Source organism: Nocardia sp. NPDC050435 (assembly GCF_040655395.1).
GTDB lineage: Bacteria > Actinomycetota > Actinomycetes > Mycobacteriales > Mycobacteriaceae > Nocardia.
The window spans coordinates 199,162-220,101 of sequence record NZ_JBFAJW010000004.1; the positions used below are offsets into that span (position 1 = coordinate 199,162).

The following is a 20,940-nucleotide window of genomic DNA, read 5'->3' on the forward strand; positions in this document are numbered from 1 at the left end:
CCCGGCTCGGGCCGGGACGACGAGCGGGGGGATCAGGGCAGGTAGGTCCAGGTCGGGCCGACGCCCGGCACATCGATGACCCGCAGGGAGATCCACCCCAGGTCGTCTTCCTGCATGCATTCGTAGATCGGCACGTCGGCGTTGTTGCCGCGGCAGGCGATCGTCCGGTTGGTGCCGTACGGGCTCATGATCACGTGCTTGCCCTGCTTGGCGGCCTCCAGGGCGGCCGGGGTGTTGGCGGGCACGAACTCGGCGGTGAAATCGGCGTACTTGGCCGGATCACCGTTCGGTTCGGCGTGCGCGACGCCGGTCAGCGACAGGGTCGTGCCGAGGGCGAGGGTGGCGAGGGCGAGCGCTTTCTTCATGGTCAGCCATCCAACCGCAAACAAGTGACCTGCGCATGGCGAGCAGGTGGACGCGGAGATTATTTACCGCTTCCTGAGCTGCTCCCGGAGGAACTGCCGCTGGGCGGGCGGCCCCGGTTGGAGCCGCCGGCGCTGCCGGTGCTGTCGGGCTGGGGCCGGCGCACTTCGACCTCGACGGCGACGGTGCTCTCGCCCTGCTGCGCGATCAGGGTGTAGTCGATCGCGAAGGCGGGGCGCCAGCGCAGGGTGGCCGCGCCGTCCGGTCCGGGGGCGGCGGCGCCGAGGTATTCGCCGTTGGCGGTGAACTGGACCGGGAGATCCGTGGACTCGCCGCCGACCTGCGCGGTCAGGGTGTACTCGCTGCCGATGTACTTGTGCTTCCCGGATCCGGAGATCCGGAGCTCGTCGACGTCCGCGTGGGCCTGCGGCGTGGCGAGCGTGAGCGCCGAAGCGAGGGCGATCAGCCCGAAACCGGCTCGGCCGCAGCGGATTCTGGGTGCCTGCATGGTTCATCTCCTGTGCTGCCCGCGGCAGCGGGCACAGGACGACGGTAAGCGGCCGGCGTCCGGTACGTGTGTCTATCGACAAATACTGGACAACCGACCAATGCGGCGCGTGTTTCGAGCACCGCGATCGGAATTCCGTTGTGATAGTTCAACGTTTCCGGTCGGCGGACGAACCGCCGGTCACTCGCTAGGCGCGCTGCGCGTGCACCGTCGCGGGATGGATCGCGACCAGGCCCAGGCCCTCCCGCCGCTTGCAGTGCCGGGCCAGCTCGGCGTAGGCCGGCTCGCCCAGCAGCTCCTTCAGCTCCGGCCCGTAGGACTGCCACACCGGCTTGCTGCCGACGTGCGCGTCCGGCGAGCCCGAGCAATACCAATCCAGATCCTCGCCGCCGGAACCCCAGCCGCGCCGGTCGTATTCGGTGACCACGGTGCGCAGGATCTGCACGCCGTCGGGGCGGTCCACCCACTCCTGGGTGCGCCGGATCGGCAGCTGCCAGCAGACGTCGGGCTTCACCGTGTGCGGCTCCAGCCCGCGCCGCAGCGCCATGGTGTGCAGCGCGCAGCCGACGCCCCCGGCGAAGCCGGGACGGTTCAGGAAGACGCAGGCGCCGTCGAAGCGGCGGGTACGCAGGGCGGGCTCGTCCTCGAGCTCGTCCAGCTCCAGGTAACCCTTCTTGGTCACCTTGCCCTCGGCGTTGGTGGCCTCACCCATCAGCTGCCAGTCCGCAGGTGTGAGCATTTTCACAGCCTCTTTCAGGCGCTGCTGATCCTCCTTGTCGGAGAGGAACGCGCCGTGCGAGCAGCAGCCGTCGTCCGGGCGCTCGGCGATGATCCCCTGACACGCCGGGGTGCCGAAGACACACGTCCACCGCGACAGCAGCCAGGTGAGATCCGCCGCGATCAGATGCTCGGCGTTTGCCGGATCGACGAACTCGATCCACTCGCGGGGGAAATCAAGATCGACCTCCGGGCTGGGATCCATTTTCCCCGCTGGTCGGGGCCGGGTGGAAGCGTTAGCGGATGCACCTTCCGTCACACCTCGAAACGCTAACAGCTCCCGTGCCCGGTCTGTAGCCGGGACGGACCCAGTACCGTGTTCATGTGCGTCTCGGTGTGCTCGATGTGGGATCCAATACCGTCCACCTGCTGGTGGTGGACGCGCACCGTGGTGGCCACCCGATGCCCATGAGCTCGACAAAGGCCACCTTGCGCCTCTCGGAGAACATGGACGACGCGGGCCGGATCACCGTCCAGGGGGCTGGTCGCCTGATCGCCACCGTGGCCGAATTCGCCAGCATCGCCGAAACTTCCGGGTGTGTCGAACTGATGCCGTTCGCCACCTCGGCGCTGCGTGAGGCCACGAACTCCGACGAGGTGCTGGCCCGGGTGCGCGCCGAAACCGGGGTCGACCTGCAGGTCCTGGCGGGTGTCGACGAAGCCCGGCTCACCTTCCTCGCCGTGCGCCGCTGGTACGGCTGGAGCGCGGGGCGGATGCTCAACCTGGATATCGGCGGCGGCTCGCTGGAGATGAGCAACGGCGGTGACGAGGCGCCGGACGTCTCGCTCTCACTGCAACTCGGCGCGGGCCGCCTGACCAGGGATTGGCTGCGCGAGGACCCGCCGGGCAAGCGCCGCATCGCGGTGCTGCGCGACTGGCTGGACGCGGAACTGGTCGCGCCGTCGAAACAGCTGCTCGAGGCCGGTAAACCGGATCTCGCCGTGGGCACCTCCAAGACCTTCCGCTCGCTGGCGCGGCTGACCGGCGCGGCACCCTCTGCCGCTGGGCTGCGAGTTCGTCGTACACTCACCGCTTCGGGTCTGCGGCAGCTGATTGCGTTCATCTCGCGGATGACGGCCGCGGACCGTGCAGAATTGGAAGGCGTAAGTTCCGATCGGTCACGGCAATTGGTGGCTGGCGCATTGGTCGCGGAGGCGAGTATGCGTGCACTATCGCTGGAATCCCTCGAGATTTGTCCGTGGGCGCTGCGGGAAGGACTCATCCTGCGCAAACTGGATACCGATATGAACGGCGGACCGAAGGCTACGCACCTGCCCTCGGCGGGCGGTGCGGTCTTGCCGACCCCGCTCGCGGCGCCGGATTCGACAGAAGTGGTGTCGCCATGAGTGATGAATCCAAACAGCTATCCGTAGCGGAGCTGCTGGCGCGCAACGGGCAGGGCGCCTCCGGTTCCGGTGGTGGCCGGCGCCGCCGCGGCGGCCGCGGTATCTCGGTGGCCGAACTCAGCGGTGACCTGCCGGCCGTCGGCGGCCGCGGCAGCCACGCGGCGCCCGACCCGGAACCCGAGGAAGACGCGGCCCCCGCCTACGAGTCCACGCCCTACGATCCACCCGCCTACGATCCCGCGCCGTACGCGCCCGCCGGCTACGAGCCGCCGCAGTTCGATCCCGTTGTGCCGGAACCGGGTTCCTACGCGCCGCAGCCGGAACTGCCGAACTACTCGCCGATGTCCGGCCCGATCGCCCGCTACGACCCGCTCTCGGACTACGGCGATCCGGCGGGCGGCTACCAGGCGCCCGCCGCCGAGTACCAGTCGCCGGAGTACCCGGCGCCCGTCCCGGAGTACCCGGCGCCGGGTCGTTCCAATCTGGTGATGCCGGGCCGCGAGATGCCGCCCGCCACCCCGTCGCGGCACAGCGCGCCCGCCGACCCCGATCCGTACGGTGCGCAGGCGAATCCCTACGCGCCCGCGGATCCCTACGGTCAGCCGAATCCGTACGACCGGCCCGCGGATCCGTACAACCAGCCGGCCGGCGAGTACGGTCAGCCGAATCAGTACGGCAGGCCCGCGGATCCGTACGGCCAGCCGCAACCCGGCGCGGATTCCTATGGCCAGCCGCAACCGGGCGCGGATCCGTACGGTCAGCCGCGACCGGGCGCGGATTCCTATGGCCAGCCGCAACCGGGCGCGGATCCGTACGGTCAGCCGCGACCCGGCGCGGATTCCTATGGCCAGCCGCAGCCCGGCGCGGATTCCTATGGCCAGCCCCGACCCGGCGCCGATCCGTACGGCCAGCCGCAACCTGGCGCCGATCCCTACGGCCAGCCGGATCAGCGCGGCGCGGATTCCTACGGTCAGCCGAATCACTATGGCGCGCCCGCTGATCCGTACGGTCCGTCGCCCGATCAGTACGGCCGAGCCCCGGATTCGTTCGGCCAGGCGCCGGGTCCGTACGGTCCGCCCGAGGCGGCGTTCGGTCAGCCGCCGAACTCCTACGCCCAGTCCGCGGATCCCTACGCCTACGTTCCGCCCGACGCCCCCGGCGCGGACCCGCTGCCGCCGCCCGGCTCCGGCCGGCGCCGCAGGCACGCGCCGCCGGGGGAGGAGGCGACCGATGTCGCCCCGCCGCTGCACGACGGCGGCCCGCCCGAGCCGCCCCGGCTGGATCCGCCGCCCAAGCGCGGTGGCCGCGCCGCGCGCCGCCGGGCCGAGGCCGCCGAGGTGGACACCGGCGGCTGGTCGCCCGAGCTGGACACCGGCGGCTGGTCCACCCCCGAGGAAGTCGACACCGGCGGCTGGTCGCCGCACGACGACGACGATTCCGCACCGCTGCCCCTACCCGCGCCGGCCGAGCAGCGCCGCGCCGCGCGCCGGGACAGCGGCCTGCCGGCCTGGTCGGCGCGAAGACGCAAATCGGCATCGGACGACGCGCCGGAGTCCGGGGGAATCCCCACCTCGGCGTGGTCGCTGGCCAGCCAGGATCAGCAGCTGGTCTCCGGTTCCACCGTCGCCGGCGATCTGCTGCGCGACGGCGTCGAACGCGCCGAACGCCGGGATGCCGAGCGGTCGAACGGCGGCCGGGGAAGGCGCGGCCGTTCCAAGCGCAAGGCCGAGTTCGACATCGATCCCGACGACAGCTACACCGATGTGCACGACCCGTTCGACGAGGACGACGACGAGGAAGAGCACACCGGTGGTTTCGCCGCGCGCTTGGCGGCCGGGCGGGCGCTGTTCTCGCGTCGCGGCGAGCGCGACGACGAGGACGGGGACGACGAGGAGCACACCGGCGGCCTGGCCACCCGGCTGGCCGCGCGGTCGCGCACCGCGCGCCGCAGCGAGCACGACGCGAACCGCCGCCAGTGGGTGATCCTCGGCAGTCAGAGCACCGGCGCGGCGATCGCGGGGATGTTGCTGTTCAAGGGTTTCGAGCGGATGTGGGAGATGCTCCCGTGGGTCGCGCTCGCGCTGGCCATGATCGTCATCCTGGGCCTGGTGGCCCTGGTGAGGATTCTGCGCCGGACCGACGACATCCTGAGCACGGTGATCGCCGTCGTCGTGGGCATCTTCGTCACGCTCGGGCCGCTAGCCTTCCTTCTCAGTACGAACTGAAAAGGTAGGGAGTCGCTGTGGGGCACATCGGGCAGGCGGACGACACACAGGCGAGCGACGTGCAGGGCGCCGCTCCGGAAAACGAGCCGCGCGGGTCTGGGCCGGCGGGCGAGAACGGGCCACCGGGCCGCGACATCAAGGTCGGATTGTCCACCGCCTCGGTGTATCCGCAGAACACCGAGGCGGCTTTCCGCTACGCCGCCGAAATCGGTTACGACGGTGTGGAATTGATGGTGTGGGCGGAACCGGCCAGTCAGAGCCTGGCCACGATCCAGTCCTACGTGCGCAAGTACGACGTGCCGGTGCTGGCCGTGCACGCGCCGTGTCTGCTGATCTCGCAACGGGTCTGGGGGTCGGACCCGATCGCGAAGCTGGAGCGCAGCGTGCACACCGCCGAGGCGCTGGGCGCCGACAGCGTGGTCGTGCATCCGCCGTTCCGCTGGCAGCGCCGCTACGCCGAGGGCTTCCCGGAGCAGGTGGCCGAGCTCGAGGAGCACAGCTCCGTCATCGTGGCGGTGGAGAACATGTTCCCGATGCGCGCCGACACGCTGTTCGGGCGCGGCGCCAATTCCGCGAAGCGGCTGGAGCGGCGCGGCGGACCGGGTTGGGGCGTCACGGCTTTCAGCCCGTCCTACGATCCGACCGACACCGGGTTCCGGCACTACACGCTGGACCTGTCGCACACCGCGACCGCGGGCGCCGACCCGCTCGCGCTGGCCGCGCGGATGGGCGCGGGCCTGGCCCATCTGCATCTGGCCGACGGCCGCGGGGCCGCGCACGACGAGCATCTGGTGCCCGGCGACGGCACCCAGCCCTGCGCGGAGGTGTGCGCGGAACTGGTCCGCACCGGTTTCTCGGGCCACGCGGTCGCCGAGATCAATACCCAGAACGCGCGTACCACCGCCGAGCGCGCCGCCCTGCTGCGCCGGACCCTGGCCTTCGCCCGGGTGCATCTCAACGGCCTGGCGCCGGCCGCGCCGTTCACCCATCCGCGGGCCGATCTGATCTGAATCCGGGCCCGGAGTCCGATCCGGAATGCGGACGCCGGCACCGCTCGTTCTACGCTGTACGAAACGCCGCCGCCGCGGCCGACGGACGACAGGAGTGACGATGCCGGAGCTGACCGCAGAGCTGGACGCACCGTTCAGCCGGGTGTGCAGGCTGACCGAGCTCGACGAGCCCGGCCGCTACGCGGGCGTCATCGACCCGACCTGGACCATCGGCAAGAAGGTGCACGGCGGCACCATGGTCGCCGGCAGCGCCGCCGCGGCCACCGGCTTCCTGCGCGCCACCGATCCGGCGCTGGCCGAGATGTCGCCCATCTCGGCCAGCTCGGATTTCCTCGGCGCGCCCGAGCCCGGCGCGGTCGAGTACCGGGTGACGCTGCGCAAGGTGGGCCGCCAGATCTGCCTGGCCGACACCGAGCTGATCCAGGACGGCCGCACCTGTGTGCGCACCGCGTTCACCTTCGGTCACATCGACGACATGGATCCGCGCTACGCCTACGAGCACAGCGACATGCCCGCCGAACCGCCGGCCGACGCCCTCGGGTACGACTCCGGGTCCCCGATGGGCAGCATCGTGCACGTGGGCCAGGGCGCCGAGGTCTTCATCGATCGCGAGTGGGCGCACTTCCTGGAGGGCAAGCAGGGGGAGCCGCGGCTGCGGCTGTGGATGCGCCCGTTCGAGGGCGACCAGGCCGATCCGGAGGTGGCGATGTACTTCGCGATGATGTCGGCCGACATGAGCCCGCCGGTGCCGATGAACCTGGGCCACTTCGGCTGGGCGCCGACCGTCCAGATGACCACCTACCTGCGCCGCCGCCCCGCTCCGGGCTGGCTGCGCATCATCGCCACCAGCCACGAGGTCGGCGGCCGGATGTTCGACGAGGATCAGCTCGTCCTCGATTCCACCGGAGCCGTCGTCGCGCAGAGTCGCCAGCTCGCCCTGATGCCCCTTCCCCGCTGATTCGTCCCACGACAGACCGCGATTAGGGTCTTGGGTCATGACGAGAATTGCGGTGATCGGTGGAGGCCGGATCGGGGAGGCGTTGATCGCCGGTTTGCTCGAGTCCGGACGGGCGGCCAAGGATCTGGTCGTCGTGGAGACCCACCAGGATCGAGCCGAGCTGATCGCGGACCGGCTCGGCGTGCGGGTCACCCATTCGGTGGCGGACGCGGCGGTCGGGGCGGATCTGCTGGTGATCGCCGTCAAGCCCGGTGACGTGGATGGCGTGCTCACCCAGCTCGGCAAGGCCGACCTCAACGGCGGCGACCAGGATCAGGTGCTGGTGTCGCTGGCGGCGGGCGTGCCCACCGCGCGGCTGGAGGCCAAGCTGCCCGCCGGGTTCCCCGTGGTGCGCGTGATGCCGAATACCCCGATGCTGGTCGGTCAGGGCATGAGCGTGCTGGCTCCCGGCCGCTACGCCCGGCCCGAGCAGCTCGCGCTGGTGACCGACGTGCTGGCCTCGGTCGGCAAGGTCGCCACCGTCACCGAGGCGCAGATGGACGCCGTCACCGCGGTCTCGGGTTCCGGTCCCGCCTACTTCTTCCTGGTCGTGGAGGCCATGGTGGACGCGGGCGTCGGCCTGGGCCTGACCCGCGCGGTGGCCAACCAGCTGGTGGTGCAGACCATGCTCGGCGCGGCCGCGCTGCTCGACGAGTCCGGGCAGACGCCGGAGGAATTGCGGGCCGCGGTCACCTCGCCGGCCGGCACCACCGCCGCCGCCCTGCGTGAGCTGGAGCGCGGCGGCGTACGCTCGGCTTTTCTCGAGGCGCTGCACGCGGCCAAGAACCGCTCCGCGGAGCAGGGCGCGAGCGAGGGCGTCGCGTCGAATTAACGCGACACGTCTATTCGGTGTCCGGCGGACCCCCAGCGTATGACGCTGATTTCTCACACCCGTCGCAGTAATCCCACTGGCAACGCTAAGCTTCAAGGAGCACGTGCGTGTCTGTTCCGCCGGTGGGGAAGCCGGTGGCGCGGACGTGCCGGAGGTCAATGGTGCAATGATGTCTAACAAGATGTCTGCGAACAGCTCGGGCTCGTCGCCAGGTTCGTCAGGTCCTTCGAGCAGCAGATCGGGCGCGGGGCAACCCCTGCTCGGTGGCGGCACGCAGTTCCTGACGGTTGCCGAAGTAGCGAGTTTGATGCGTGTTTCGAAAATGACGGTCTACCGTCTGGTGCACTCGGGCGAGCTGCCCGCGGTGCGGGTGGGCCGGTCCTTCCGGGTGCACGCGAAAGCGGTGCACGACTATTTGGAGACCTCCTACTTCGACGCCGGTTGACGGCGAGATTTCTCTCGTCGATGGTGTCCAGGTAGAAGGCGGTTTCATAGCTGAGCGGGTGCCCCGGTAGGATGAACACTCGGTTCGTGTTCGCCTGCCGGCGGCACCGCTTCGTGGTGTCCGGTGTCTGCTGGCGGCGCGGGCGCTGAAGAAGGCGTACGTGACTGGCGTGCGCGCCGAGTACTAAAGAGAACGCGAGGAAACCCTATGGGTTCTGTGATCAAGAAGCGCCGCAAGCGCATGTCGAAGAAGAAGCACCGCAAGCTGCTTCGCCGCACGCGTGTTCAGCGGCGCAAACTCGGCAAGTGAGCGACTGCCGGGTCTGAGCGGCCCGGCTGGGCGCCGCTGCCGGCGATTGCAGCAGCAGAGCGAGCCTGTCACCTTAGCGGTGGCGGGCTCGTTTTTTGCGTGAACACCGAATCGTTGTGATCGGTGACAGAAATCATCGTTATAACCTCGTAAACACCCTCGGTGTCTCGGACGGCAGCGGTTACGCTGGAACCGCACACAATTCAACTGGGGGGCCTGGTAGGTGGGATCGGGCGCAGTGGGTTCTGAAGTACGAGATGGCAATTCGCCCAGGGTGGTACTGGTCACGGGCGCCAGCCGCTTCTTCGGCGGCAATGTGGTGGCCAAGCTCGCGCAGGATCCGTCGATCGAACGCATCCTCGCCGTCGACACGATGACGCCGAGCCGCGAGCTGCAACGCCGTATGGGCCGCGCCGAGCTCGTGCGCGCCGACATCCGAAATCCCTTGATCCGCAAGGTCATCGACGGCAACGAGGTGGACACCGTGGTGCACGCCGCGATGCTGACCCGGCCGCCGGCCGGCGGCACCCGCGCGGTGATGAAAGACCACAACGTACTCGGGGCGATGCAGCTGCTGGCGGTCTGCCAGAAGGCGCCCTCGATGCGCCGGGTGGTGGTGCGCTCCACCTCCGCGGTCTACGGCTGCAGCGCGAAGGACCCGGCGAAATTCACCGAGGAAATGAGCGCGCGCACCCCGCCGAAGAGCGGTTTCGCGCGTGACCTGATCGAAATCGAGGGATTCGTGCGCGGGCTCGCCCGTCGCCGCCCCGATATCTCCACCTCGATTTTGCGTTTCGCGCCGATCGTCGGCCCGCGTTTGGCCGGGCGCGCCGTGCAATATGTGCGGTTGCCGATGGCGCCCACGGTTTTCGGGCGCGACGCCCGCATGCAGTTGCTGCACGAGGAAGACGCCGTGGCCGCGCTCGCGCAGGCCGCGAAGACGGCGCCCGGCGGCACCTTCAACATCGCGGGCGACGGCGCGCTGGCGCTTTCGCAGGCGGTGCGGCGAGCCGGCCGGATCGAACTGCCGCTGCCGTTCACACTGTTCCGTACCGCCGGGCGCGCGCTGATGGGCACGGTGATGCGGGAGTTCAGCGGCGAACAACTCGACTATTTTCATTTCGGCTGTGGCCTGGACACCACCCGGATGCGCACGGAACTGGATTTCGTGCCGCGCTGGACCACGGTGCAGGCCTTCGACGACTTCATTGGGGGCGCAGCGTCGCGACCCGTCTTCGATCCCGCGTGGATCGATGCCGCAGAAAAGAAACTGCTCGGCCTGCTCGGGGCCGGTACGGGAGCACAATCATGAACCACGTAGCGAAAGTCATCCCACTCCACGATTCGAACTTCGAGGGCCGCCCGCGCGTGACCGCACGCCGCTGGCCGGAACCCGGCGAATCGGCGCCGAGTCAGGTGACTTCGCTGACCGAACGGCTCGCGGCGGCGGAACCGCCGCAGCCGCAGTCGCTGTCGGAGTTGCTGCGCGGCGCGCTCGGCTCCGGCGTCAGCCGCACCGCGGACTTCGCGCGCCGCCGCCTCACCGGCGACTACCAGGTCGACGAGTTCGGCTTCGACGAGCACCTGCTCGAATCGGTGATCCTGCCCGCCCTGCGGCCGATGTCGGAGCTGTGGTTCCGGGTGCAGGTCAACGGGATCGAGAACATCCCCGAGGCCGGGGGTGCGCTGCTGGTCGCCAATCACGCCGGCACGGTGCCGCTGGACGGGCTGATGCTGCAGCTCGCCGTGCACGACCACCACGTCAAGCAGCGCGCGCTGCGGTTGCTGGCCGCGGATCTGATCTTCGAGCTGCCGATGCTCGGTGTGCTCGCGCGCAAGGCCGGGCACACCCTGGCCTGCCGGGAGGACGCCGAGCGGCTGCTGCGCGCGGGCGAACTGACCGGTGTGTTCCCGGAGGGCTTCAAGGGCATCGGCAAGCACTACGCCGATCGCTACAAGCTGCAGCGTTTCGGCCGGGGCGGTTTCGTCGCCGCGGCGGTGCGCACGGGCACGCCGATCATCCCGGTGTCCATCGTGGGCTCGGAGGAGATCTACCCGAAGGTCGCCGACCTGAAGCCGCTGGCCCGGCTGCTCGGCCTGCCGTATTTCCCGGTCACCCCGACGTTCCCGCACCTGGGCCCGCTGGGCGCGCTGCCGCTGCCGTCGAAGTGGTACATCGAATTCGGCGCGCCGATCACCACCACCGGCTACGACGCGGAGGCCGCGGACGACCCGATGACGATGTTCGAGGTCACCGACCAGGTCCGCGAGACCATCCAGGGCACGCTCTACAAGTTGCTGGCCAAGCGCCGCAACCCCTTCACCGGTTAGTGCTCGCGGCGGCGGGTGACCGCCGCCGCGACCGCGCCGCCCGCCGCGCCCAGGGCCAGGGCGGTGGGGACGCCGATCTTCGCGGCCTTGCGGCCGGTGCGGAAATCGCGGATCTCCCAGCCCCGGTTCTTGGCGACCTCGCGCAGGTCGGAGTCGGGATTGATGGCCACCGCGGTGCCGACCAGCGAGAGCATCGGCACGTCGTTGTGGCTGTCGGAGTAGGCGGTGCAGCGCTTGAGGTTCAGGCCCTCGCGAATCGCCAGGGTGCGCACCGCGTGCGCCTTGCCCAGCCCGTGCAGGATGTCGCCGACCAGGCGGCCGGTGAACTTGCCGTCCACGCTCTCCGCGACGGTGCCCAGCGCGCCGGTCAGCCCGAGGCGCTTGGCGATGACCTGGGCCAGCTCGACCGGCGTCGCGGTGACCAGCCAGACCTGCTGACCGGCGTCCAGATGCATCTGCGCGAGCGCGCGGGTGCCCGGCCAGATCTTGTCGGCGATGATCTCGTCGTAGATCTCCTCGCCGAGCGCCGCCAGCTCCGCGGTGGGCCGCCCGGCGATGAAGGCCAGCGCCTTTTCCCGGCCGGAGTGCATGTCGGCGCTGTTCTCCTTGCCGGTGACCCGGAATTTCACCTGCTTCCAGGCGACATCCATCAGGTCGGAGGTCTTGAAGTACTTGCGGGCGGCCAGGCCGCGCGCGAAATGCACGATGGAGGCGCCCTGCACCATGGTGTTGTCGACGTCGAAGAACGCGGCGGCGGTGAGATCGCGCGGGACCTCGGGCGCTTCGGTCTCGGCGGCCAGCTCGTCGGCGTGCAGCGAGAGCGCGGCGTCGGCGCTGGCCTCGCCCGCCAGATTCGCCCGCACCTCTTCCTCGCTGGGCCCGAAGGGGCTGCGCGGAAGCCGAATGAGTTGATCGTGCAGGCTCTGGCCGAGGCGACCCTGATTCCATCTGACCGGGAATTCGCCGAAGCGCCCCGCGATGAATCCGGTCCTTTCGACCTTCTCTCGTTCCGGCACCAGTACCTCCGCCCGTAGCGCGAACCAGGTCCACCCTAACCGGCGGCGGCGACAAGGACGGGCAGGTGTGTAGGGGATTTAATGAACGTCATGACCAATCCCACACATTCCGTCACTTTGCTGACCCGGGCCGGCTGCGGCCTGTGTGGCACAGCTCTCGAACAGCTGCGGCGCGTCTGCGCGGAATTCGGCCTCGAACCGCAGACGCTGGACGTCGACGAGGCCGCCGCCACCGACCCTGGCCTGCGCGCGGAGTACGGCGACCGGCTTCCGGTGGTGTTGCTCGACGGCCGTGAGCACAGCTATTTCGACGTCGACGAAACCCGGCTACGCGCCGATTTGACGCGCTGAGCCGAAGCTGCTCGTGTCCATTTCGGATGCTGGCCTGGTCGAGAGGGAAAATGAGGCCAATTTCACCGACTTTGTGAAGGGCTGCACAAGCAGTTACGGTGATAGCACGCGACCCGCTTCCCGAGGCTGCGGAAGCGCCCTGAAATCCGACACTTCGACCATGGCACCGGCCGTCCCGGGCCATAGGCCGAACAGAACCGGACCTCGATCAGTCCGGAACCCGAGGAGCCGATACGTGACAGAGCAGCATGAGGCGCCCAGCGGCGTCTCCGGCAGGGCTCTGCAGAAGCCGGTGGCCACCAAGGACATCCCGCAGGCCACCGTGGCGCGTTTGGCTACCTATCTCCGGGTCCTCGCCATGTTGGCCGATGACGGAGTACTCATCGTATCGAGTGAGGAACTCGCTGTCGCGGCGGGTGTCAATTCCGCCAAGTTGCGCAAGGATCTGTCCTTCCTCGGACCCAACGGCGTACGGGGTGTCGGCTATGACGTGGCCAAGTTGCGCACCAGGATCGAGGACGTGCTCGGACTCTCCGGAGGACATCGCGTGGTGCTCGTCGGCGCCGGCAACCTGGGCCGTGCCCTGGTGGGCTACGGCGGGTTCAAGCGGCGCGGTTTCGCCGTGGTCGGCGTCTTCGATCACGATCCCGCGGTGATCGGGCTGCCGGTCGCCGGTCTGCAGGTCCGCGACGTCGCCGAACTGCTGGGCGCGGTCGCGCAGCTGGAGCCGACCATCGCGGTGATCACCGTGCCGGACGCCGCCGCCCAGGCCGTGTGCGATCTGCTGGTCGCCGCCGGCCTGAAATCCATCCTGAGCTTCTCGCCCTCGGTGCTGATCGCGCCGGAGTCGGTCGAGGTCCGCCGGGTCGACCTCGCGGTCGAGATGCAGATGCTCTCGTTCGAGCGCACCCGCAACAGCGACGCCGAATCGCTGCCCGTGGCGCACGCCGGATCGGGCCGGATCGCCCGCCGCGTGCCGCCCGCTGCGCACCGGGTCCTCGAGCACACGAAGTCCTCGCATCAGTCGGCAACGGAGCCAAGCAAGGGATCGGTGGTCACCCCGTGAGCGTTCTTCTCGTCGGAATCTCGCATCGCAGCGCGCCGGTCTCGGTGCTGGAGAAGGTGGCGATCACCGATACCGACCGCCCCAAGCTGATCGAGCGCATGCTCGAATCCAGCCACGTCTCCGAGGCCATGATCGTCTCCACCTGCAACCGGGTGGAGATCTACGCGGTGGTCGACGCGTTCCACGGCGGCTTGGCCGAGGTCGGCGAGCTGCTCACCAAGCATTCCGGGATGCCGCTGCCGGATCTGACCAAGCACGCCTACGTCCGCTACAGCGAGGCCGCCGCCGAGCATCTGTTCGCGGTGGCCAGCGGGCTGGATTCGATGGTGATCGGCGAACAGCAGGTGCTCGCCCAGATCCGCACCGCCTACGCCTCCGCCGACGCCCAGCAGGCGGTCGGCCGCACGCTGCACGAGCTGTCGCAGCACGCGCTCCGGGTCGGCAAGCGCGTGCACTCGGAGACGGGCATCGACCGGGCCGGCGCCTCCGTGGTGTCGGTGGCGCTGGATCGCGCCCAGCAGGTACTGGGTTCGATCGCGGGCCGCACGGCCGTGGTGGTCGGCGCGGGTGCGATGGGAAGCCTTGCGGTGGCGCATCTTTCGCGCGCCGGCATCGGCCGGATCATCGTCGTGAACCGCACCATCGATCGCGCGCTGCGCCTGGCCGAGACGGCGGGCAGCTACGGCGTGGAGTCCAGCGCGCTGGAACTTTCGCGGCTCACCGAGGCCATGGCGGCCGCCGACGTGGTGATCACCTGTACCGGCGCGGTCGGCGCCGTGGTGACGCTGGCCGACACGCACCGGGCGCTGGCCGATCGCGATCGGGCCGCCGCCTCGGATCGCCCCCTGGTGTTCTGCGACCTCGGCCTGCCCCGCGACGTCGAGCACGCCGTCGCCGGCCTGCCCGACGTCACCGTGATCGACATCGAGACCTTGCAGCGCGATCCGGCCGCGGGCGCCGCGGCCGACGACACCGCCGCCGCGCGCTCGATCGTCGCCGACGAACTCGCCCGCTACCTGACCGGCCAGCGGATGGCGGAGGTCACCCCGACGGTCGCCGCGCTGCGTCAGCGCGCGGCCGAGGTGGTGGAAGCCGAACTGCTGCGGCTGGATTCGCGGCTGCCCTCGCTGGCCGATCCGGAACGCGACGAGGTGGCGCGCACCGTGCGCCGGGTGGTGGACAAGCTGCTGCACGCGCCGACGGTGCGGGTCAAGCAGCTGGCCTCCACCCCGGGCGGCGACAGCTACGCCGAAGCTTTGCGTGAACTGTTCGAACTCAAACCCGGTGCGGCACAAGCGGTTGCGGCGCCGATGGAGATCTCCGCGCGGACCGGCGAGCACCTGGCCGACGATTTCACCGCGGCGCATCTCGGCGACGAGGAGGCCCAGGCATGATCCAGGCGCAGGAAATCGAGGACAACGTGACCGCACGCGCGACCTGGCGGATCGGCACCCGCGGCAGTCTGCTGGCGCTGACCCAGTCCGGCACCGTGCGCGACGCGCTGATCGCGGCCGGGCACGAGGCCGAACTGGTCGTGGTGAAGACACCCGGCGATCTGTCGTCGGATCCGGTCGCCAAGATCGGCGTCGGCGTCTTCACCTCCGCGCTGCGCGACGAGCTCGCCGCCGGGACCATCGACATCGCCGTGCACTCCTACAAGGATCTGCCGACCGCGCCGGACCTGCGCTTCACCATCGCCGCCGTCCCGCCCCGCGAGGACCCGCGCGATGCCCTGGTGGCCCGCGACGGGCTGGTGCTCGGCGAGCTGCCCGCCGGCTCGGTCGTCGGCACCTCCGCCCCGCGCCGGGCCGCCCAGCTGCGCGCCCTGGGCCTGGGCCTGAACATCGTGCCGCTGCGCGGCAACCTCGACACCCGCCTGCGCAAGGTGGCCGAGGGCGAACTGGACGCGGTGGTCGTCGCGCGCGCCGGGCTGGCCCGGATCGAGCGCACCGACGCCGTCACCGAGGCGCTGGAGCCGGTGCAGATGCTGCCCGCGCCCGCGCAGGGCGCGCTCGCGGTGGAATGCCGCAGCGAGGACGCCGCACTGGTCGAGGCGCTGAGCCGGCTCGACGACGAGGCCACCCGCGCGGCGATCACCGCCGAGCGGACCCTGCTGGCCGAACTCGAGGCCGGATGCACCGCCCCGATCGGCGCGCTGGCCGAGATCGTCGAATCACTCGACGACGACGGCCGCGTCGTCGACGAACTGTCGCTACGCGCGTGCGCGGCCGCCATCGACGGATCCGACGTGATCCGGGCCTCGGTGGTCGGCGCGCCGGAGCAGGCGGCCGAACTCGGCCGCGCGCTCGCCCGTGAATTGCTGGAGCTCGGCGCCCGCGAGCTGCTCAGCACACCCGAACCGGAACCCGGTTCCCCCACAGAAGCGGTGAGTTCGCCCGCTACAGACTTCGCCAACCCGAGCCCAATGGAGAACAGCCAATGAGCGAGCCCTGCGAGCGAATCATCGGCACAGCGCCTTCGGGCATGCCGGAACCGAGCGCTAGCGAGGTGCAGGCATGAGCCGCGCAACCAAGAAGCAACCCGGTCGGATCCTCTTTGTGGGGTCGGGGCCCGGTGACCCGGCGTTGCTGACCGTGCGTGCGCGCGAAGTGCTCGGGCGGGCGACGCTGGCCTTCACCGACCCCGACGTCGACAAGGGCGTGCTCGCCCTGATCGGCTCGGCCGTCGAGGAGAACGAGGACGGCACCCGCCCGGTCGACGTGCGGCCCGCCCTCGGTGAGCCCGCCGAGGTCGCCAAGACGCTGATCGCCGAGGCCCGCAACGGCCACGACGTGGTCCGCGTCGTCGCCGGCGACCCGCTGACCGCCGACTCGGTGATCACCGAGGTCAACGCCGTCACCCGCTCGCACATGGTGTTCGAGGTACTGCCCGGCCTGCCCAACGCCTCGGCCGTGCCCAGCTACGCCGGCATCGCGCTCGGCTCCGGGCACACCGAGGCCGACGTGCGCGGCGAGGTCGACTGGGCCGCGCTGGCCGCCGCCCCCGGCCCGCTGGTGCTGCACGCCACCTCCGGCCATCTCGCCGAGACCGCCAGCGCCCTGGTGGAACACGGCATGGCCTCCCAGACGCCGGTCGCGGTGACCGTGCGCGGCACCACCCGGCAGCAGCGCACCATCGAAGCCACCCTGGCCACGCTGAACAGCGCGGCTTCCGAGCTGGTCGGCCCGCTGATCGTCACCATCGGCAAGGTGGTGGCCGCGCGCTCGAAGATGTCGTGGTGGGAATCGCGCGCGCTCTACGGCTGGACCGTGCTGGTGCCGCGCACCAAGGATCAGGCCGCCGAGATGAGCGAGCGCCTGGTCACCCACGGCGCCATCCCGATGGAGGTGCCGACCATCGCGGTCGAGCCGCCGCGCAGCCCGGCGCAGATGGAACGCGCCGTCAAGGGGCTGGTCGACGGCCGCTACCAGTGGGTGGTGTTCACCTCCACCAACGCGGTGCGTGCGGTGTGGGAGAAGTTCGCCGAATTCGGGCTGGACGCGCGCGCTTTCAGCGGCGTGAAGATCGCCTGCGTGGGCGAGGCGACCGCGGAGAAGGTGCGCTCCTTCGGCATCAATCCGGAACTGGTGCCCTCGGGTGAGCAGTCCTCGGAGGGCCTGCTGGCCGACTTCCCGCCCTACGACGATGTTTTCGATCCGGTCAACCGGGTGCTGCTGCCGCGCGCGGACATCGCGACGGAGACGCTGGCCGAGGGCCTGCGCGACCGCGGCTGGGAGATCGACGACGTCACCGCCTACCGCACGGTGCGTGCCTCGCCGCCGCCGGCGGAGACCCGCGAGATGATCAAGACCGGCGGTTTCGACGCCGTGCTGTTCACCTCGTCCTCCACGGTGCGCAATCTGGTCGGCATCGCGGGTAAGCCGCACGCGCGCACCATCGTCGCGTGCATCGGCCCCAAGACCGCCGAGACGGCCATCGAATTCGGCCTGCGCGTGGATGTGCAGCCGGAGACGGCGCAGGTCGGCCCGCTGGTCGAGGCGCTGGCCGAGCACGCGGCCCGGCTGCGCGCCGAGGGGCTGCTGCCGCCGCCGCGCAAGAAGAGCCGGCGCAGCAGCAGCCGGTAGACCTCGGGACAGAACGAAACGCTCACGACGCTGTGAGCGTTTCGCCCTCGGGCCGGGCGTCGCACCGGTCCGAGCCTGGGGTCAGCGGCTGTATCGCATCAGGGTACGCACCAACCGGCAAGTAGTGTCCGAAGGCGGCCGAATTCCGATGAGTTCGGCTGTGCGCCGGATCTTTTCGTTGGTCGCCTGATCGGGCAGATACGTGCCCGAATCCAGCAGGGCGATGGTCAGCCGCATGGCCTTGAGCCTGCGGTTGTGCCGGACGTACCACTTGCGTGGCCGCCCCGCCGGCAGCCGCTGCTTCTCCAGCGGCACGTACGGGGCATCGATGATCGTGGTTTTCGCGGGCAATTGCGTTCTCCCCTCGCGATCGGGGACCCTTGTGGATCCCCTCGAACACAATGTCGATTTTACTCCTGCCCACCGACAAAAACCGCTGGCCGCAATGCTTTTCGTACCCCGCTCAATCCGTGCAGACCGACTCCCGGATCTGCGGGTTGCGGCCCTTGGCCGCGGCGATCGCGGCAGCGTTCGCCGCGGCCTTCGTCTCGCCCCGGCCGATCGACCAGGTCCCGTTCCTCGCCTCGGCCACCGCACCGCACTTGTTGACGAAGTTCAGCAGCACCTCGCAGTCCGACTTCTTGCACGTCTCGATCGCCGCGCGCTCGGCCCGCTTCTTGGTGCTGTAGTTGCGGCCCCAGCCGGTCTCGCCGGTGGACGGCGAGTACGCGATCGCGCCCCATTCGTCGGACTTCGCGGTCGCGGTCGCGGCGGTCACCGTCAGCAGCCCGGCCCCCAGAGCCACACAGACCGCGATCCGCCCCGCGATGCTCCCCGAGAATCTCCCCATTTTCACTCCGCAATTCTCTTGTGCGGCAGCCGGTTGCCCCCGCACTCCATTCGACTGGTTCACAGGCTCGCGATGCCGATCATCACGAACGTCAGCATCATCAGGCCGCTGACCAGCAGGCAGTAGAACTCCCACTTGCTCAGCGGCGCCGCAGGGCGTTTCACAGTGGTCTCCTCATGGCAGGATCAGCAAGCTCACGACCGCGGCCGACGCCGCGAGGGCGGCCACGCACCCGAGGGTGACCAGCAACCGGCGCAGCAGGCCGGGCTCATCGGTGAGCGGCGGGACCACGATCTCCCCGGGCCGCCGGCCGATCGCCGCGGCGTGCCGCTCCCGCAGCGGATCCAGCGACTCCGCGAATCTCCGATCCGAGATCGTGCGCTGCGGCGTGCGCACCCAGACGACGCTGCCGTCGGTGCGGTGCAGCACCGGCTGCCACCGATGCAGCCCCTTGCGGCCTTCGATCGCCGCGACCTCGTGCCACGGGATGAACAGCTGCCCCGGACGCCAGGGCCGCCGCGTCTGCTGGCAGCTGATGCCTCGGTCGGTGAGCACCGTCGCGCGCGGGCGCAACACCCACAGCGCCGCCAGGGCCGCGACCACCAGCACTGCCGCCGACAGCAGAAACAGCGGGCTCGGCCGGGCGCCGGGCCTGCTGATCGTGGCGAAGTTCGCCGTCGTGAAGAGCAACTGGGCCGAGACGAACAGCACCAGCGGCACCGGTACGACGCGCTGCACCCAATCCGGCCGGATGACAGTGCTGTCGTCCACGGACAGTTCGGTCTCGTGCATGAATTCTCCCCCCACCTGCCGCGAGTATTGCCGAAACCCGGCGCGGCCACAACCGCCGGTCCCCAGCGCCCGCCATCGATGCCCGGAACGCACCCGCCTATATTGAGGTCATGACCGGACTGGACCGCCCGCGGCGGTTGCGCCGCACCCCCGCACTACGCCGGCTCGTCGCCGAAACCACTCTCGAACCAAGGCAATTGGTCTTGCCGATGTTCGTGGCCGACGGGCTGGACGAACCGCGGGAGATCGGCTCCATGCCGGGCGTCCACCAGCACTCCATGGATTCGCTGCGCAAAGCGGCGGTGGAGGCGGTCACGGCGGGCGTCGGCGGGCTGATGCTGTTCGGGGTGCCGCGTCCGGAGGACAAGGACGCGACCGGCAGCCGGGCCAGCGATCCGGAGGGCATTCTCAATCGCGGCCTGCGCGCGCTGGCCGACGAGGTGGGCGGCTCCACGGTGATCATGGCCGACACCTGCCTGGACGAGTTCACCGACCACGGCCACTGCGGTGTGCTGGGCGCCGACGGCGCGGTCGACAACGACGCCACCCTGCACCGCTACGTCGACATGGCGCTGGCCCAGGCCGACGCGGGCGCCGATCTGCTCGGCACCAGCGGCATGATGGACGGCCAGGTCGGCGCGATCCGGCGCGGGCTGGACGCGGTCGGGCGCACCGACACCGGCATCCTCGCCTACGCCGCGAAGTACGCCTCGGCGTTCTACGGCCCGTTCCGCGAGGCCGTGGGTTCCTCGCTGGAGGGCGACCGGCGCACCTATCAGCAGGATCCGGCGAACCGCCGCGAGGCGATCCGGGAGCTGGAGCTGGATCTGGCCGAGGGCGCCGACATCGTCATGGTGAAGCCCGCCATGTCGTACCTGGACATCCTGCGCGATGTCGCGGATCGGTCGACGGTGCCGGTCGCGGCGTACCAGATCTCCGGCGAGTACGCGATGATCACCGCCGCCGCGGAGCGCGGGTGGATCGATCGGCGCGGCGCGGTGCTGGAGTCGCTGACGGGCATCCGCCGGGCGGGCGCGGACATCGTGCTCACCTACTGGGCCACCGAAGCCGCACACTGGTTGTCGTGACACATCACCTACCCGGTCCGATGCCGGGCCCGCCCGGGGTTCCGCCGCCGCCCGCCATGCCCGAGGACGTCCGCACCGCGCGGCAGCTGTGGTGGGGGGTGGCGCTCGTCGGCATCGTGCAGCTGATCGCCTCGATCCTGGCGGCCACCGGCCAGCAGACCGACCTGCCGGAGCAGGTCCTCGAGCAGATGCGCAAGTCCGATCCGGCGGCCACGCTCGAGCAGGCCGAGCGGATGACGTCGGTGATGCTCATCATCGGGGGAGCGGTGGTCGGGTTGGGGCTGGCCGCGCTGACGGTGCTGCTCGCCCACCTGATGGCCCGGGGCAAGTTCTGGGCCCGCGCGATCCTGACGGTGGTCGGCATCTGGACGGTGTGCACCGCGCTGGTCAATCTGTTCGCTCTCGGCTCGATCACCGGCCCGGCCATCGTGGTGGCCGGCGGCGCGTCGATCGTGCAGGGCGTGATCGCGGGCGGCGCGGTCTTTCTGATGCACCGCAAGGACTCGACCGCCTATTTTCTCGCGAATCGCCGGCGCTGAGTACCGCTC

General features: G+C 70.1%; 23 protein-coding genes. 16 read left to right on the forward strand and 7 right to left on the reverse strand.

Annotation, left to right across the window (positions count from 1 at the left end; translation table 11 throughout):
* Positions 1 to 32: 32 nt before the first annotated feature.
* The 3 genes from AB0I43_RS13515 to AB0I43_RS13525 all read right to left on the reverse strand — a co-directional run bounded on the left by AB0I43_RS13515 (position 33) and on the right by AB0I43_RS13525 (position 1,853).
* A complete protein-coding gene (locus AB0I43_RS13515) occupies positions 33 to 365 on the reverse strand; it encodes a hypothetical protein (RefSeq protein WP_356973620.1) in 333 nt (110 codons plus the stop codon).
* 59 nt (positions 366 to 424) lie between these two features.
* Positions 425 to 871: a hypothetical protein gene (locus AB0I43_RS13520; RefSeq protein ID WP_356973619.1), complete on the reverse strand. Its 447-nt coding sequence runs from the start codon at positions 869 to 871 to the stop codon at positions 425 to 427.
* A gap of 187 nt (positions 872 to 1,058) precedes the next feature.
* Positions 1,059 to 1,853 carry a hypothetical protein gene (locus tag AB0I43_RS13525; protein WP_356973618.1) on the reverse strand — a complete coding sequence of 265 codons (795 nt, stop codon included), beginning with the start codon at positions 1,851 to 1,853 and terminating at the stop codon, positions 1,059 to 1,061.
* Between the two features lie 119 nt (positions 1,854 to 1,972).
* Between AB0I43_RS13525 and AB0I43_RS13530 the strand changes: the two genes are divergently transcribed.
* The 9 genes from AB0I43_RS13530 to AB0I43_RS13570 all read left to right on the forward strand — a co-directional run bounded on the left by AB0I43_RS13530 (position 1,973) and on the right by AB0I43_RS13570 (position 11,144).
* On the forward strand, positions 1,973 to 2,995 hold the full coding sequence (locus AB0I43_RS13530) for a Ppx/GppA phosphatase family protein (protein ID WP_356973617.1): 1,023 nt from the start codon (positions 1,973 to 1,975) through the stop codon (positions 2,993 to 2,995).
* Positions 2,992 to 5,220, forward strand: a complete 2,229-nt coding sequence (locus tag AB0I43_RS13535) for a hypothetical protein (protein WP_356973616.1) — start codon at positions 2,992 to 2,994, stop codon at positions 5,218 to 5,220. Before AB0I43_RS13530 ends, AB0I43_RS13535 begins: the two co-directional genes overlap by 4 nt.
* A gap of 134 nt (positions 5,221 to 5,354) precedes the next feature.
* Positions 5,355 to 6,230 carry a sugar phosphate isomerase/epimerase gene (locus AB0I43_RS13540; protein WP_356973728.1) on the forward strand — a complete coding sequence of 292 codons (876 nt, stop codon included), beginning with the start codon at positions 5,355 to 5,357 and terminating at the stop codon, positions 6,228 to 6,230.
* A 100-nt stretch (positions 6,231 to 6,330) separates the two neighbouring features.
* Positions 6,331 to 7,188 (forward strand): thioesterase family protein, encoded by an 858-nt coding sequence (locus AB0I43_RS13545; RefSeq protein WP_356973615.1) that lies wholly within the window; start codon positions 6,331 to 6,333, stop codon positions 7,186 to 7,188.
* Positions 7,189 to 7,225: 37 nt separating this feature from the next.
* Positions 7,226 to 8,059: a pyrroline-5-carboxylate reductase gene (gene proC, locus AB0I43_RS13550; RefSeq protein ID WP_356973614.1), complete on the forward strand. Its 834-nt coding sequence runs from the start codon at positions 7,226 to 7,228 to the stop codon at positions 8,057 to 8,059.
* Between the two features lie 181 nt (positions 8,060 to 8,240).
* Positions 8,241 to 8,504 carry a helix-turn-helix domain-containing protein gene (locus AB0I43_RS13555; protein ID WP_356973727.1) on the forward strand — a complete coding sequence of 88 codons (264 nt, stop codon included), beginning with the start codon at positions 8,241 to 8,243 and terminating at the stop codon, positions 8,502 to 8,504.
* A 207-nt stretch (positions 8,505 to 8,711) separates the two neighbouring features.
* A complete protein-coding gene (locus tag AB0I43_RS13560; RefSeq protein ID WP_003402602.1) occupies positions 8,712 to 8,813 on the forward strand; it encodes an AURKAIP1/COX24 domain-containing protein in 102 nt (33 codons plus the stop codon).
* Between the two features lie 238 nt (positions 8,814 to 9,051).
* Entirely contained in the window at positions 9,052 to 10,125 is a 1,074-nt protein-coding gene (locus AB0I43_RS13565) for an NAD-dependent epimerase/dehydratase family protein (protein WP_356973613.1), read from the forward strand.
* Positions 10,122 to 11,144: a lysophospholipid acyltransferase family protein gene (locus tag AB0I43_RS13570; RefSeq protein WP_356973612.1), complete on the forward strand. Its 1,023-nt coding sequence runs from the start codon at positions 10,122 to 10,124 to the stop codon at positions 11,142 to 11,144. The genes AB0I43_RS13565 and AB0I43_RS13570 overlap by 4 nt, the downstream gene beginning before the upstream one ends.
* On the opposite strand, the gene AB0I43_RS13575 is transcribed toward AB0I43_RS13570, so the two are convergent.
* Positions 11,141 to 12,064 (reverse strand): HAD-IB family hydrolase, encoded by a 924-nt coding sequence (locus tag AB0I43_RS13575; protein ID WP_356973726.1) that lies wholly within the window; start codon positions 12,062 to 12,064, stop codon positions 11,141 to 11,143. The genes AB0I43_RS13570 and AB0I43_RS13575 overlap by 4 nt on opposite strands.
* A gap of 186 nt (positions 12,065 to 12,250) precedes the next feature.
* On the opposite strand from AB0I43_RS13575, the gene AB0I43_RS13580 reads away from it, so the two are divergent.
* The 5 genes from AB0I43_RS13580 to AB0I43_RS13600 all read left to right on the forward strand — a co-directional run bounded on the left by AB0I43_RS13580 (position 12,251) and on the right by AB0I43_RS13600 (position 17,662).
* Positions 12,251 to 12,511, forward strand: a complete 261-nt coding sequence (locus AB0I43_RS13580; RefSeq protein WP_356973611.1) for a glutaredoxin family protein — start codon at positions 12,251 to 12,253, stop codon at positions 12,509 to 12,511.
* 235 nt (positions 12,512 to 12,746) lie between these two features.
* On the forward strand, positions 12,747 to 13,577 hold the full coding sequence (locus AB0I43_RS13585) for a redox-sensing transcriptional repressor Rex (protein ID WP_356973610.1): 831 nt from the start codon (positions 12,747 to 12,749) through the stop codon (positions 13,575 to 13,577).
* Positions 13,574 to 14,971: a glutamyl-tRNA reductase gene (locus AB0I43_RS13590; RefSeq protein WP_356973609.1), complete on the forward strand. Its 1,398-nt coding sequence runs from the start codon at positions 13,574 to 13,576 to the stop codon at positions 14,969 to 14,971. The genes AB0I43_RS13585 and AB0I43_RS13590 overlap by 4 nt, the downstream gene beginning before the upstream one ends.
* Positions 14,968 to 16,020, forward strand: coding sequence for a hydroxymethylbilane synthase (gene hemC, locus AB0I43_RS13595; protein ID WP_356973608.1), 1,053 nt, complete (start codon positions 14,968 to 14,970; stop codon positions 16,018 to 16,020). Before AB0I43_RS13590 ends, hemC begins: the two co-directional genes overlap by 4 nt.
* 73 nt (positions 16,021 to 16,093) lie before the next feature.
* Complete coding sequence (locus AB0I43_RS13600) at positions 16,094 to 17,662, forward strand: bifunctional uroporphyrinogen-III C-methyltransferase/uroporphyrinogen-III synthase (protein WP_194816133.1); 1,569 nt, start codon at positions 16,094 to 16,096, stop codon at positions 17,660 to 17,662.
* 81 nt (positions 17,663 to 17,743) lie between these two features.
* On the opposite strand, the gene AB0I43_RS13605 is transcribed toward AB0I43_RS13600, so the two are convergent.
* The 3 genes from AB0I43_RS13605 to AB0I43_RS13615 form a co-directional block, all read right to left on the reverse strand.
* Positions 17,744 to 18,013: a hypothetical protein gene (locus AB0I43_RS13605; RefSeq protein WP_356973607.1), complete on the reverse strand. Its 270-nt coding sequence runs from the start codon at positions 18,011 to 18,013 to the stop codon at positions 17,744 to 17,746.
* A gap of 112 nt (positions 18,014 to 18,125) precedes the next feature.
* Positions 18,126 to 18,512 (reverse strand): DUF4189 domain-containing protein, encoded by a 387-nt coding sequence (locus AB0I43_RS13610; protein ID WP_356973606.1) that lies wholly within the window; start codon positions 18,510 to 18,512, stop codon positions 18,126 to 18,128.
* A gap of 174 nt (positions 18,513 to 18,686) precedes the next feature.
* Complete coding sequence (locus AB0I43_RS13615) at positions 18,687 to 19,304, reverse strand: hypothetical protein (protein WP_356973605.1); 618 nt, start codon at positions 19,302 to 19,304, stop codon at positions 18,687 to 18,689.
* A 110-nt stretch (positions 19,305 to 19,414) separates the two neighbouring features.
* Here AB0I43_RS13615 and hemB point away from each other — a divergent pair, with 110 nt between their 5' ends.
* Together hemB and AB0I43_RS13625 are read left to right on the forward strand one after the other, a co-directional pair.
* On the forward strand, positions 19,415 to 20,392 hold the full coding sequence (gene hemB, locus AB0I43_RS13620) for a porphobilinogen synthase (protein ID WP_356973604.1): 978 nt from the start codon (positions 19,415 to 19,417) through the stop codon (positions 20,390 to 20,392).
* Complete coding sequence (locus tag AB0I43_RS13625; protein WP_356973603.1) at positions 20,389 to 20,931, forward strand: hypothetical protein; 543 nt, start codon at positions 20,389 to 20,391, stop codon at positions 20,929 to 20,931. The genes hemB and AB0I43_RS13625 overlap by 4 nt, the downstream gene beginning before the upstream one ends.
* Positions 20,932 to 20,940 lie beyond the last annotated feature (9 nt).

What these genes read in the sequence shown, in the direction of transcription:
- AB0I43_RS13515 (WP_356973620.1), bottom strand. Translation starts at nt 365, where the DNA reads ATGAAGAAAGCGCTCGCCCTCGCCACCCTCGCCCTCGGCACGACCCTG.
- AB0I43_RS13520 (WP_356973619.1), bottom strand. Translation starts at nt 871, where the DNA reads ATGCAGGCACCCAGAATCCGCTGCGGCCGAGCCGGTTTCGGGCTGATC.
- AB0I43_RS13525 (WP_356973618.1), bottom strand. Translation starts at nt 1,853, where the DNA reads ATGGATCCCAGCCCGGAGGTCGATCTTGATTTCCCCCGCGAGTGGATC.
- AB0I43_RS13535 (WP_356973616.1), top strand. Translation starts at nt 2,992, where the DNA reads ATGAGTGATGAATCCAAACAGCTATCCGTAGCGGAGCTGCTGGCGCGC.
- AB0I43_RS13545 (WP_356973615.1), top strand. Translation starts at nt 6,331, where the DNA reads ATGCCGGAGCTGACCGCAGAGCTGGACGCACCGTTCAGCCGGGTGTGC.
- proC (WP_356973614.1), top strand. Translation starts at nt 7,226, where the DNA reads ATGACGAGAATTGCGGTGATCGGTGGAGGCCGGATCGGGGAGGCGTTG.
- AB0I43_RS13555 (WP_356973727.1), top strand. Translation starts at nt 8,241, where the DNA reads ATGTCTGCGAACAGCTCGGGCTCGTCGCCAGGTTCGTCAGGTCCTTCG.
- AB0I43_RS13560 (WP_003402602.1), top strand. Translation starts at nt 8,712, where the DNA reads ATGGGTTCTGTGATCAAGAAGCGCCGCAAGCGCATGTCGAAGAAGAAG.
- AB0I43_RS13570 (WP_356973612.1), top strand. Translation starts at nt 10,122, where the DNA reads ATGAACCACGTAGCGAAAGTCATCCCACTCCACGATTCGAACTTCGAG.
- AB0I43_RS13580 (WP_356973611.1), top strand. Translation starts at nt 12,251, where the DNA reads ATGACCAATCCCACACATTCCGTCACTTTGCTGACCCGGGCCGGCTGC.
- hemC (WP_356973608.1), top strand. Translation starts at nt 14,968, where the DNA reads ATGATCCAGGCGCAGGAAATCGAGGACAACGTGACCGCACGCGCGACC.
- AB0I43_RS13600 (WP_194816133.1), top strand. Translation starts at nt 16,094, where the DNA reads ATGAGCCGCGCAACCAAGAAGCAACCCGGTCGGATCCTCTTTGTGGGG.
- AB0I43_RS13610 (WP_356973606.1), bottom strand. Translation starts at nt 18,512, where the DNA reads ATGGGGAGATTCTCGGGGAGCATCGCGGGGCGGATCGCGGTCTGTGTG.
- AB0I43_RS13615 (WP_356973605.1), bottom strand. Translation starts at nt 19,304, where the DNA reads ATGCACGAGACCGAACTGTCCGTGGACGACAGCACTGTCATCCGGCCG.
- hemB (WP_356973604.1), top strand. Translation starts at nt 19,415, where the DNA reads ATGACCGGACTGGACCGCCCGCGGCGGTTGCGCCGCACCCCCGCACTA.